The sequence below is a fragment of the Haloarcula sp. H-GB5 genome, from assembly GCF_054850705.1.
The window spans coordinates 277,208-289,927 of the sequence record NZ_JBTWBG010000003.1 but is presented as its reverse complement, the minus strand read 5'-3'; the positions used below and the strand labels follow the sequence as shown (position 1 = coordinate 289,927).

8 protein-coding genes are annotated in these 12,720 nt (G+C 60.4%); 7 read left to right on the top strand and 1 reads right to left on the bottom strand.

Going from position 1 to position 12,720, the window contains the following annotated elements; all coding sequences use genetic code 11:
- The first annotated feature begins 166 nt into the window (after nucleotides 1-166).
- From ACYJ11_RS16785 to ACYJ11_RS16765, 5 genes are all read left to right on the top strand, one after another.
- Nucleotides 167-1,396 carry a glycosyltransferase family 4 protein gene (locus ACYJ11_RS16785; protein WP_461648644.1) on the top strand — a complete coding sequence of 410 codons (1,230 nt, stop codon included), beginning with the start codon at nucleotides 167-169 and terminating at the stop codon, nucleotides 1,394-1,396.
- 104 nt (nucleotides 1,397-1,500) lie between these two features.
- A complete protein-coding gene (locus tag ACYJ11_RS16780; RefSeq protein ID WP_461648643.1) occupies nucleotides 1,501-3,015 on the top strand; it encodes a hypothetical protein in 1,515 nt (504 codons plus the stop codon).
- A 90-nt stretch (nucleotides 3,016-3,105) separates the two neighbouring features.
- Nucleotides 3,106-4,047 (top strand): glycosyltransferase family 2 protein, encoded by a 942-nt coding sequence (locus ACYJ11_RS16775; RefSeq protein ID WP_229775303.1) that lies wholly within the window; start codon nucleotides 3,106-3,108, stop codon nucleotides 4,045-4,047.
- A gap of 66 nt (nucleotides 4,048-4,113) precedes the next feature.
- The gene (locus ACYJ11_RS16770; protein WP_461648642.1) at nucleotides 4,114-5,523 is read left to right on the top strand and encodes a sulfatase; all 1,410 of its coding nucleotides are present in this window, start codon (nucleotides 4,114-4,116) and stop codon (nucleotides 5,521-5,523) included.
- A gap of 50 nt (nucleotides 5,524-5,573) precedes the next feature.
- Nucleotides 5,574-6,827 carry a glycosyltransferase gene (locus ACYJ11_RS16765; protein ID WP_461648641.1) on the top strand — a complete coding sequence of 418 codons (1,254 nt, stop codon included), beginning with the start codon at nucleotides 5,574-5,576 and terminating at the stop codon, nucleotides 6,825-6,827.
- Between the two features lie 760 nt (nucleotides 6,828-7,587).
- On the opposite strand, the gene ACYJ11_RS16760 is transcribed toward ACYJ11_RS16765, so the two are convergent.
- On the bottom strand, nucleotides 7,588-8,988 hold the full coding sequence (locus ACYJ11_RS16760; protein WP_461648640.1) for a sulfatase: 1,401 nt from the start codon (nucleotides 8,986-8,988) through the stop codon (nucleotides 7,588-7,590).
- Between the two features lie 386 nt (nucleotides 8,989-9,374).
- Here ACYJ11_RS16760 and ACYJ11_RS16755 point away from each other — a divergent pair, with 386 nt between their 5' ends.
- Nucleotides 9,375-9,596, top strand: coding sequence for a hypothetical protein (locus ACYJ11_RS16755; RefSeq protein WP_461648639.1), 222 nt, complete (start codon nucleotides 9,375-9,377; stop codon nucleotides 9,594-9,596).
- Nucleotides 9,593-12,604: an Ig-like domain-containing protein gene (locus tag ACYJ11_RS16750; RefSeq protein ID WP_461648638.1), complete on the top strand. Its 3,012-nt coding sequence runs from the start codon at nucleotides 9,593-9,595 to the stop codon at nucleotides 12,602-12,604. Before ACYJ11_RS16755 ends, ACYJ11_RS16750 begins: the two co-directional genes overlap by 4 nt.
- Nucleotides 12,605-12,720: the final 116 nt, after the last annotated feature.

Sequence of the window (12,720 nt, the reverse complement as noted above, 5' to 3'; positions counted from 1 at the left end):
ACAATCGTCCCTCACCCACCTCAGAAGCTACTGCCTAGCCGTGGGGTGGGCAAAGTATGAACCGATTGCCAGTCTGCGTCGGGGGTAGATATTCGGGCACCAAATCGTCACAGTCCGGTAGCTGCTGTATATCTTTATACGTGAGAGCCATCCTGTGGAGAGAAGGATGCAATCGGTGGATATCTGTATGTTCGGGAATCAGCTTGCCCCGTCAAGCGGGAGTGTCTACATCGGCGGCTCGGTCAACACCGCGATTCAGTTATCCGAGAGTCTCGCCGACGAGGGCCACAACATCCACATCGTGACTATCGCACCCCGGAACTGGGATAGTGAACGACCGGACGACGTGGAACTGCCTGACTGGGCACGCCATCGCATCTTCGACGCGACGGCACAGCACCCGGGACTGCTTGACGGCGTCCAGACATTCTATGACTCCGCACGCGAACTCCTCTCGTACTGCCGGAGTCATGAGATCGACGTCATCCACAGCCACTCGGGGTTCTCCGTGCTGGCATCTGTCGCAGCGGCCGTCGGTGGGATACTGGACATCCCAGTCGTACACACGCTCTACTGTCCCATCCCCGAAGAGAAGCTGAACCGTATCGACAAGAAACTCTCCTCGCCGCTGCCGGCGCGATTGACGCTCAACAGCGTCGGCCACGTCTTCGCGATGACCCGGAATGTTGAGTCGTCGCTCCAGCGTCACGGCGTCGAACCGACGACGTTCGTCCCGCCCATCATCGACACGGAGACGTACCGTCCGGATCTGGCGAAGCCGACCAGCGTGGAACTGGCAGACGACAAGCCGACAGTGCTGTTCGTCGGTAATCTCCACCCGACGAAGGGAATTCGACACCTAGTGCGCGCGCTCGGAGAACTGCGCGCGGAGGGACGGGACTTTCAGGCTATCGTCACCACCGAACGCCACATCCCCGGCCAGAACGAGCGCCGGGAGGAAGTCTGGTCCATGCTCGAGCAAGAGGGTTTGGCCGACGACACCGAGATGCTCGGCATCATCGACGACATGCCGAACCTGCTCGCGAACGCCGACGTTATCGCGATGCCGTTTACTACCACTGACGGCCCCTCGGACTACCCCATCGCCTTACTTGAGGGGATGGCCTGTGACACCACCGCCGTCGGGAGTAACGTCGGCGGCATTCCCGAACTCCTGGGCGACGGACGGGGCGTCCTCGTCCCACCCGGCAACGGCAGCGCACTTGCAAACGGTATCGCCGACGCCCTCGACGGGGAGGGATACGAGACTCGAAGCTTCATCGAGGAACGGTTCTCTCCGGACGCCGTCACTTCGACGGTCGTCGAAACGTACAGACGGCTACTCGGACAACCGATGGCAGCATCCACCTCACGTCAGTCGGTAAGCACTGACTAACAAAGCCACCCATGAATAAATTCAGAGGTGACTAAATGTGTTCGATACCTGCTGGCGGTTCCACGGTGTGGGACGAACTGTGAATATCTCTTCAGGATCAATTCGTGACTGACGACGAACAGCAACGTAAGCTCAGCCGTCGAGAACTTCTCGGCCTCACAGGGACGGCCGGGGGCACGGTGCTCACCGGGTGGTATCTCTCCCAGAATCAACCCTTCCGACAGGAACCACCAACTGAAGAGCGACCGACTAGCGTGGAACCGTCGAACCCGCCGCAGTTCCGCGGCCCACCCGACGGTACCGAGAGTATCGCCGACCACGGCGGAACCGTTGGTGTAGACACGCCGGAGGCCGCGGAGGAGAACGTCGCAGCCATCCACCGTGCATCCACCGCGGCGGACACCAGCACGGTGTACCTCCCGCCGGGCAAGTGGTACGTCGGGAAGAGAGACGAACCCGAGTTCCTGAACCCCGGAAAGGCCGGGGCCGAACTGGGCGCGGCTGGACTCGGGTTCGTCGGCGAAGGCCCGGACCTGACCTTCCTCGTCTTCCAGAAAGACACGCTGGAACAGGGTGGTGGTAACGAGATTAGTTACGTGGGCGGAACCGACCACGGAGACGTCGTCTGGCGCGATCTCACCTACGATGGCAACTACCAGAACATGGCCTTCGACAGTGGGACGCGCCAGTGGGGTATCGACATCGAAGGCGATACGACCGCGAACTTCACGCTTCAGAACTTCCGTCTCCGGAATATCCAGGCGCTCGGGCTGACGGCGAGCGGTTCGAGCGACTTTAGACTCACCGTCGACCAGAGTACGTTCCGCAACATCGGCATCGGACGTGTCAACCAGGCCGACGGGAGCGCCCTCGGCCACGCTCTCGGACCGACGGTCCCAGCCGGCCGACGGTTGACTGTAACGAACTCGCGGTTCGAACTGATTTCGGGGAACGTCATCGACTTCAGCAGGTCCGACGGCTTCGGATCCGCACTCATCCAGAATTGCTTTGCCACGGGTATCGGTGATACCCTTATCAAGGAGAAAGGGATGCAGGAGGTCCACCTCTCGAACGTCTTCTATCAGGCCCACACACCGGAACTCGAGTCGGCGATGAATCAGGGCGCGATAGAACAGGAGCGCCACGGACGTGGCTTCCTCAAACAGATTTCGGGGCCGGGGAACGGGACCACGTACGTACTAGAGAACGTCGAGGCCCGAAACATGCTCCGGCGGGCAGTGAACCTCCGAAACGGGAAACACTGGCGGTTACGCGGGGGTCGAAACGGCCCGATACGGATTCGAAATGTCAACCTGAACGGCTCTGACGAGTCGTACGTCTGGCGGGAATCGACCGATCCACAGTCGTACTTCGAGTTCGACATCGGCACCATGATAACCGACAGAGTTCAGGGACTCGTCTTCGACTGCCCGTCGTCTCGTGGCGTCGTCGATACGCTCTATCAGCAGCACACGAGCGGTATCGGCTCGACCGGTCGTATCGAGATAGGCTCACAGCATCAACGGGCTGCGCCCATGGAGCCGAACGTCCCGTCCAGAAACGCCGTCGGAATCAACCCGCTACCGGTGAGCGATCGCCGTCAACTGCGGACCAAGTAGCCGTCTATTACTTAATTGGTTGCCACCGCGACAGACGACGGAAGGATGACTGCCTTGACCGAACCCCCCAACCGAGACACCTGGCCGCTAGTGAGTGTGGTGGTGCCGACCTACGGTCGAGACGAGTACCTCGAAGATGCTCTTCGGAGCGTCGCCGAACAGACCTACGACAACATCGAGTTGTTCGTCGTCGACGACGGTTCGTCCATTCCCATCACCGAGACAATAGACGAGGAGGGGATTCCCTTCGAGAACCTCGAGTCCGTGACGTTCATCCGTCACAACGAGAATCGGGGGGCGAACGTCGCCCGGAATAACGGGATTCGGTCGGCCACTGGTGAGTTCATCGCCTTCCTAGACGACGACGACTGGTGGCACGAGGAGAAAATCGCACGGGGTGTCAATGCGTTCCTGACCGGCGGCGAGAACGTCGGCCTCGTCTACAACGGCAAGCAGACAGAGGGCGCAGACGGCACGACGAAGATGATCCCGTCTGTTGAGGGGGACGTGGTAACCGACCTGCTCGAGGGCAAGGAGTTCGGCCAGTTCTCCTCTATCATGGTCCGGTCGTCTGTCATCGACGAGGCCGGCTTGCCCGACGAACGGTTCCCGTCCTGGCAAGACCGCGAGTGGCTCTTTCGCATCGCCCAGTACTGCGAGTTTAAGCCGATTCCGGAGATACTTACCTATCGGCGCGTCGGCCACGCCGACCGCATCACCAGAGACTTCCAGACCCAGCGCGATGTCACTTATCCGATGTTCGTGGAAAAACACGAACCGCTGGCAGCGGAGTACGGCTGGTACTACCGGCGGGCGTTCCTCGCATCACTGCGACTGAACCTCGCGCGGACCGCCGTCCGTGCCGACGAGTACGAGGAAGCGCGCAAGTACTTCTGGCGCGGGTTCGCGGCAAATCCGCTGTATCGCCCACTGTACCCGCACCTGCTACCCTCCCTCGGCGGGAAGTGGACCTACAAGCCAGTGACAGTCGTCCGGAAACAGATCTCGAAGGTGGCGTCTCTGCTCGGATGACTGGTATTGGCGGAGCGACCTCGGGTAGCAAACCCATACTAATGATGGAAACAGCGGTGAGTGGATATGATGGGTGCCACTAACTTCGTCTGGCTGACTTTCGACAGCGTTCGGGGGGACCGGACCTCCATCGGTGGCTACGACAGAGAGACGACCCCGACACTTGAGCGAATCGGACGACGGGACGACGGGTACGCTGGGTCTTGCTTCTCTCACGCCCTCTGGTCCCAGCCCTCCGTCGCATCGATGATGACCGGCACGTACCCCTCGATGCACGGGTTGGGGAGCCGCAACGAGGTGCTCCCCGACTCGATTCCGACTGTCGCCGAGCGACTTTCCGAGGCCGGGTTCGAGACCATCGGCGTCTCCGCGAACCCCTTTTTTTCGGAGAGCACGGGGACACACCGCGGGTTCGACCGGTTCGACTTCGTCAACGGTACCGAGCTCGCCAGAGAGGCCGGTGTTCGCGGGTCGCTCTCGTTCGTGCGGAACCTTCGAACTTTCTCCGGGGGATTCACGCTCGAACGACAGCGACACAATCCGGACTACCTGCTCAACGAGATCGTGAAAGACCGCCTGCAGGATGGTGCCGAGGGCGACGACCCATTCTTCCTTGCCGCCCACTACTACGGCTTGCACCACCCGTACTTCCCCTCTCCGAAGTACCGGGAGACGTTCGCCGACGACCTACCGATGTCGGCCGACGAGGCGGCCGAACTGGCTCTCTCGAACTCCAGGGATGTCTACGAGCGAATCGCCGAGGGACCTATCGATGACCCCGAGGCGGCGACGGCTCTCGATAATATGTACGACGCACAGGTGGCACAGGTCGACGCTCTCGTCGCCGGACTACTCTCGTACGTCGACAACCTCGGCCTCGGTGACGACACGATAGTCGTGATTACCGCCGACCACGGCGATTTGCTGGGAGAACTCGGCCTTTATTCTCACAAACTTGTCCTTCACGACGCACTCGTTCAGGTCCCGCTGGCAGTCCGGGGGTCGGAAGCTGTCGTTGACGCGGCAATGGCGAACGCACAGCACGCGGACGTAATGCAGATGATCCTCTCAGAACTCGACGTCGACACCGACGGGATGCACGGAGCGGAACTCACTGAGGGGCCCCGAGAGACGGTGGTCGCCCAGCGCGGCGACGAGACCAGAGAGAAGACGCTCTCTGCCGTCCGGGAGTTCGAACCCGACTACGAGCACGAACACGTACTGGCCGGGATGGTCACGATGCTTCGTACTGACGAGTGGAAGTTCGTCACCGGCACTGACGGGTCGATGCTGTACCGATTGCCCGACGAGAGTGAGGATGTGAGCGATGACTACCCCGGCGTAGTCGAGCGGTTCGAAACGACGTTTGATGTGTGGATGGACGAGCACGGACAACCCCTTGACTCCGGTGACCATCGTGAGTTCGACGACGATGTAAAAAGCCAGCTCGCAGACTTAGGTTACGTCGTCGAGTGACGCCGGTAGTAGCCAACTAACCAACTCTCGACCAGACGAGGTGAGAACGAATGACCTCCAGCAAACCGCCCGGCGAGCAGGCTTCGACAACCGAAGGCGAGCGAGCGACAGTGCCGTCGGGCGACGACACGGGTGCCATCGAACCGACGAGCGAGTCGACGCCAGTGACGGCCGCCGAGCTGGGTTCACACCTCGCGTTTTTCATCCCGGACCTCTCGCTCGGCGGCGCCGAACAGGTCACCGTCACAATCATCAACGGACTCGCCGAACGCGGTTACGACGTGGAACTGTTGCTCTCGCGTGCCACCGGGGAGTTACAGTCGGAACTCTCCCCACAGGTCGACGTGGTGGAGTTCGGGCCAGACACCGTGACAGGTCTTGGTGTCGCCTCGCATGTCCCAGCTCTCGTGGAGTATCTGGACCGTGAACAACCCGCCGCACTCTTCCCCCATCTGGCCCACGTCAGCGTTGTCTGTCTCGCCGCCCGGCGCTTCGTTGACGCCGAGGTGCCGATTTTCCCGACACACCACAAGGCGTTCCGGGTTCAGCCAGACCCGAGTCCAAAGGCTCGCGTTGTCCGGCGACTGGCCGAACGGCTGTACCCGTCGGCCGAACAGGTCGTTGCCGTCTCGGGTGGCGTCGCAGAGAGTCTCGCGGAACATACGCCCATCGACCCCGACGACGTTTCGGTGCTGTACAACCCTGTCGATGTAGAGACGATTCGAGCGCGCGCCCGCGAGCCGGTCGACCACCCGTGGATAGAGGACGAAGACGTGCCGGTTGTCCTGTTCGTCGGCCGTCACGAGCGACAGAAGGATCTTGAGACGTGGCTGGCCGCCTTCGAACAGGTTCACGTGCGCAACCCCCAGGTTCGGGGAGTCGTCGCCGGAAAGGGGTCACAGACCGACAAGATACGCGAACTGGCCGAACAGCACGGCATCGAAGACGCCCTTTCCCTGCCGGGCTACGTGGAGAACCCGTACCGGTACATGCGACAGGCCGACGTCTACTTGCTCTCCTCGCGGTACGAGGGGCTCCCAACCGTCATGATAGAGGCGTTCGCTTGTGGCTGTCCGATAGTCGCGACGGACTGCCCAGCCGGGCCACGCGAGATACTGGCAGACGGGGAGTACGGGCCATTGGTCCCGGTCGGTGACGCGAACGCACTCGCGCGGGCCGTTGAGGAGACGCTAGAGAACCCGGTCGACTCGTCGGTAATCGAACACCGGGCCGGCGAGTTCGCCCCGGCGTCGATCATCGATGACTACGAGCAGTTCCTCCGAGAACACGTTGTCTCTGTGTGAGTGGATCGTGTGCCTGGATTCGGTTGGCACCACGGGTCAGTGCTTTTCGACTCAACCGACGATGTCGAGCGAATACTCCGTCGTGACCCGGAACGCGGAGAAGCACGTCGCAACTTTCTACGCCGCGTACAGACCAGCACGGACCGAGAGTGGATAGTCCTGCTAGCCGATGGTCTGTTTACAAATCTCTTTGACCCGTAGGAGAGTGTGAACCGCTCGGCGTGGACTTCGTCGTATTGCCCGACAAAGTACCTGTAGTCTGCTGTTCTCCAGCCGGCAGGCAGACGATATCTTCAGGCGGCCGGTTGCTGTCTGGCGATAGTTGTCGCTTCTGGAGAGCCCTGGCCGGCCATTGAGGGCTGAAAACTGGCCGTTGCCACGGCCGACATTGAGTACGTTCTTCCCGCCGAGTATATACTGGTCGAGTAACTCGAACAGTCTCTTCGGTATAGCCGATGCCGAACCGGCCTGATTTGTCTCATGTTCGCTCGTGTAACGCACTGCGTCAGTACATATTTCGCAACTTCAGGGGAGAAATGGGTAGGAGTAGTCTGTTGATGGAACTTGTCGTGAGCGGCGGCATCCTCGCGAAGCCCCTCACCCCGGTCCCTCGCTTTATACGTAGTATTCTGATGCTTCATCGGTCGTCAGTGGACGACGAAATTGTGTTAGTATTTAGGTATTCCCAGTAAGTAGATGCTATCGAGCAAGGAGTCGCTGCAGGTCGAGCGGCGAACGTCGGTTGCGTATCTAGACGGCACTACCGATATCCGAGCGCTTTGAGGTTCTCGACTATCTTCGGGTCTTCCGGGTCCACCGTCTCTACACCCAAGTCGTCACCGAGTCGTTCTGATACCAGTTGGGCGAGTCTCTCGTGTCGACCGGTATGTTTGAGCGTGTCCTTTGGGTAGCCGGACCCGACGTCGTACACTTTGTCCTCGCCGCCGTGGACGCGGAGGTATTTTTCGTCAGTGGTCCGGGCACACTGGAGCGCGTGGTCCAGTTCTGCGAGTAGTTCCTCATCGGGGTCTGCGGTATGGTTCTTAAGCGTTGAGATTCCAGTCACCGGGTCACCGAACTCGGCAAACACAGCCTCACGGTCCCGGTCATCGAACAGGTTCTGTCCCTCGATGGTCTTCGGGACGTCTAACTCTAGTTCCGAGAGAACGGTGGGATAGATATCGACGAGTGAAACCATGTCCTCGACGCGATGACCCGTACTCGTCCCCGGCGGCTTTACCACTAACGGGACGTGAAGCAACTCGTCGAAGAGGCTGAACTGATGGTACGCCAGTTCGTGCTCGCCGAAGTGTTCGCCATGGTCGCCTGTGACAATCACGAGCGTCTCGTCGTACACACCGGCCTTCTTCAGTGTGTCCAGTAGTTTCCCGAGTATCGCGTCGGCGAACGCGATCTCCCCATCATACAGGTCCGTGAGGGCCGCCCAGTCGGCTTCGCTGGGCTCTACCTCACCCGCCATGTACCGGTAGCCACCGTTGTGGGACATCTCGGTCACGAGTTCGTCGTCAGTGTCGGGATGGGGTCCACGGTTGAACTCTCTCCGATAGGACTTCGGGGGAGCGTACTTCGTGTGTGGTGCGAGTAGGTTGATGAACCCAAAAAACGATTGTGTACCGGCGGAACGTCGAATCCGGGTCTTTATATACTCGCTCGTGAGATACTCCCCGGGTTTCCGGTCACCGACGCGCATCTCCCACGCCATGCGGACGTACCCGGGAACGAGGTCGAGGTAGTACGAGCGAAGTTCCTCGAACGTCTCTGGGACGAACGGCAGTCGATAGAGATCACAGTAGTCCTCGAAACCTCTCGTCAGTTCGGTCTCACTGGTGATGTTAGAGTTCTGGACTGCGCCGAAGGTGTAGTACCCCTCTTCTTGGAGGCGTTCGGCGAGCGGCGGGTGAGGTGGTCGGTACGGCATCCCGATGTCGAGAAAGCCGTGAGTCGTCGGATGGACACCGCCGAATATCGAACCGTGCGAGGGTGGGGTCCATGGAGCAGCCGAAAAGGCGTTGTCGAACTGATAACCGTCTGCCGCTAGTTCCACGAGGTTCGGTGTTGTGTCTCTTTCATACCCGTGGACGGACGTGTGGTCGGCTCGGGTCGCGTCCATCACCACGAGGAGAACGTTTGGATTCACCATATCGAAATCTTGCTTTAGCGACACTTCAGTAGTCTCTTACTATAGATATGCAGATCGACGTACCCACAGCGACGCGCCCGATAAGCAGGTAGTGACGTACATTTTCCGGTCGTTCCGGGCCAACCGATAGTCATCTCGCGACAGGAACTCTGCCTGCTCCAGACGCCCAGATGCGGGTAAGGCCATATTAACAGATGCACGATTCGGTGCGTCGTAATCGTAATGTCCAATATAACATACGCCTGAGCTGGGTTTTTCCATCACAAAATTAAGGTAACTCAAACTGACTGTACCGCACTCTCTGATTTCCATGTGATAAAGACATCAAGTTGTGAATATATTGTGGTAACAATACTTAAAATGAGTAGGAAGAGACTACGGATCGCATGACACGCAATTTGGCACACAACGAGCAGTCGTCCGCGGACATTCCAGCTATCGAGGACACGATAGACCGAGAGAAAGAACTACTTAACCGACGAAGTAACCTCCAGCTCGGCGCAGCCGCAATCGCCACGGCGCTCAGTACCGGCGGACTTACGGGCGCCACGGCCAGCAGTAGCACCGAGCAGACGCACGCGACGAACTCCAGCGTATACAGCCAATGAGCGTCGAAAACATCGAAGACCACGGTGCCGTACCGAATCCCGACGACCCGAGTCTCTCGGCTGCCCGGAAGAACCTGCACGCGATAATAAACGCTGCCGACGCGGCTGGGGCCGGCGGGACTGTTTACATCCCCGCCAACATCTACTACATCGGTGACGACATTGGACGGTTCACCGCTTTTGGAGGCCGCGAGCCGAGCGGTATCTCGATTACCGGTGACGGACCCGAGCAATCGGTAATCGGCGTGTCAGAGCACGTTTCGGACAGTCAGAACTGCACTATTTTCGAGTGGTCTGAAGGCGTAAATCACGGCACCGTCTCGGTCGATAACGTGAAACTCGAGGGGAACTACGAAAATCTCGGTAACCTCGTATCTAACGGGAACGGTGGTATCGGAGCGAAGTGTGAGGGAGCGGGCACGTTCAACTTCTCGAATGTCTGGGTCCGTGGACAGTACACCATGGGCATCCGAATCGAAAACGGCGACGGCCGTCTCGAGCGCTGCACTATCGAAGAAACTGCTATCGCCCTGGAGAACGACTCTGGTGGCGACCGGGTAAGTCACCACCTCGCGCTCCAACCGCCGTCGGGAGACACCATCACCGTCGACAGCTGTCTGTTCCGCCGTGGATCCGGCGAAGTCGTCGACATCCACGCGGGCGCTGGGAACGTAGTTCTTAAGAACTGCTGGGGGCGCTCGCTCGGGACGGGTGTGTTCAAGATTTCTGCCGGCAACAGGATAGAACTGCGAAACTCCTACATGGAGTCGTACTCGCAGTGGCTGGAAGACAACCTCACCGCTTCGGGTGACTTCCACGGCCGCGCGATGGCCCGTCGCATCTCCAACAACCAGTCGGAGACACCGACGCTCGTTCTCGACAACGTTGAGTTCCACAACTGCAACCGACACGCAGTAGAGGCCCGGAACTATCCGCTGCAACTACAAGGCGACATGGTTGCCATCCACAACGCAGCCCGGGATCCGGGCCGTGACTCGGTCCTGCGCGACGACGCCGACGGTGCATTGACCCACGTCTCCATCGACCGCCTGTCGGTCCACGATTCGGACGCGGCGGTATTCAGTGCGCCAAACGCCGATGGTTCTATCGGGACCGTCCGACGGGCGAACAACGCCGGACTCGGTGACACCGGCGGCCTCAGCATCGGGACGGACGAGCCGGGCAAAGAACCGTTCGCGCCGTCTGTCCCGACGAAAGACGACGTCGGCATCAACACGGCGAGTGCCGGCTCTAGCGGCCCCAGCGTCGCGTGGCAGTCTCCGAGCGACGGCACAGTTTTAGACGGGAGCGTGACCCTCCAAATAGCCGCCAGCGACCATGAAGACAGCCCCGACGCCGTGACCGTGGAGTACAACGTCGACGGCAACAGCTGGGTGAGCACCGACTACAACAGCGACACCACCTACTTTGAGGCCAGTCTCGACGCATCGACGCTGTCGAACGGCAGTCACACGCTGACAGCACGGGCAACAGACAGCGACGGGGATAAGTCCACAGCCACGGTTGATGTCGTTGCCGGCGCGCTCTTTGCCGACTGGACGCCCCAGTGGATCAGTACGACCGACGACTGGACCGTCTCTTCCGGCGACAGCTTCGTCGGCGGGCACGCCCTCGCGTTCGAGAATACTGCTGGGACCCGGGACCGCTTTGCCATCTCCTGTGACGCGGCGGGAACGCACGCCGATGTCGAAGTCGTTGACCGCTTCCGGGTCCCGACAATCAATCCTGAGACGAATCGCGGCTTCCACGCACGCCTCTTCCTTCGTGGCTCCGGGTCCGAGGGGAACGAGAACGGCTACTGGATCGAGATAGAGGACCGTAACGACGCTTTCCGAGTGGGCAAGTACGTCAACGGTAATTCGACGACGCTTCAGCGGTTCGGTACACCTGCCGAGGATACCTTCTTCTACCGCCGGTTCCGCGCAACGGGCACGACTATACAGGCGAAGGTGTGGCCGGCCAGCGAGAGCGAGCCGTCTGGCTGGGATGTCGAACTCTCCGACTCGAGTCTCAAAAGCGGGTGGGTCGGACTCGGCTCGTTCGACCCTGGACTGGTCGAGACGGACACCATCAGCGTCGCCACCGGCGGGGCCACCGCCGAGATGGTGGAACCTGACGCCGCACCCACTATCTCATGGGCAACACCTTCCGACGGAGGGACGGTGACAGAGACGGTCGGACTACAGGTCGCTGCGGGCGATGAAGCGGACAGTACCGGATCGCTAGCGGTCGAGTACCGCGTGGACGGCGGTGACTGGACCGCCACGAGCTACAACGCAGACACCGGCTACTACGAGACCAGTCTCGACACGACAACGCTCGCCGACGGCAGCCACACGCTGACTGCGCGAGCGACGGACAGTGCGAACAACGCGGCGACGGCGTCCGTCGACGTCACCGTTGACAACCCGCTTGCCATCTCCACCGTCGATGCACGGAACGTGACGGAGTCGACTGCGACGCTCGTCGGCGACGTAACGAGTCTCAGCGGGGCCAGTGACGCCACGGTCGGATTCGAGTGGCGCCCGGTCGGGTCCAATACGTGGACCGCCGACGGGCGTCAGACCGTCTCGGCTACCGGTGAGTTCACGACGGACATCTCGGGTCTCGAGGCCGACACCGACCACGAGTTCAGAGCCGTCGCCACTGACCCCGACTCGGTCACTGGGAATCCGGTTGGCTTCCAGACTTCGACGACAAGTAACGAGGCACCGACCATCGAGCAGTTCGACGTGATCGACCAGAGTAGCACCGGTTGGCACCAGTATCAGATCGAGTGGGCTGTCGCCGACAGCGATGGGAACCTCGACAAGGTCATCTCTACGCTCCGACGGAATGGCTCCGTCGTCGCCACTGAGAGTACCGGCGTCAGTGGGAGCGACGCCAACTACACGCACGTGCTCCGCGTTCGCGGGAACGTTGACGAGATGACGCTGACGGTCAACGACACGCAGAATCTCGTCGGCCACGCGTCACAGCAACTGTAGGCGGCCCTCTGGAAGAACCCACGGAAACGGTCCCTGTTCTACCCGACGTCATGCATTTCACTTCAGTCACTCCCCGATGCCGGTACAACTGGACCAGTATGAACTTCATAATTCCC

Bases quoted from the DNA above. Each gene is read 5' to 3' on its own strand.
- ACYJ11_RS16785 (WP_461648644.1), top strand. From the start codon at position 167: ATGCAATCGGTGGATATCTGTATGTTCGGGAATCAGCTTGCCCCGTCA.
- ACYJ11_RS16770 (WP_461648642.1), top strand. From the start codon at position 4,114: ATGATGGGTGCCACTAACTTCGTCTGGCTGACTTTCGACAGCGTTCGG.
- ACYJ11_RS16765 (WP_461648641.1), top strand. From the start codon at position 5,574: ATGACCTCCAGCAAACCGCCCGGCGAGCAGGCTTCGACAACCGAAGGC.
- ACYJ11_RS16760 (WP_461648640.1), bottom strand. From the start codon at position 8,988: ATGGTGAATCCAAACGTTCTCCTCGTGGTGATGGACGCGACCCGAGCC.
- ACYJ11_RS16755 (WP_461648639.1), top strand. From the start codon at position 9,375: ATGACACGCAATTTGGCACACAACGAGCAGTCGTCCGCGGACATTCCA.
- ACYJ11_RS16750 (WP_461648638.1), top strand. From the start codon at position 9,593: ATGAGCGTCGAAAACATCGAAGACCACGGTGCCGTACCGAATCCCGAC.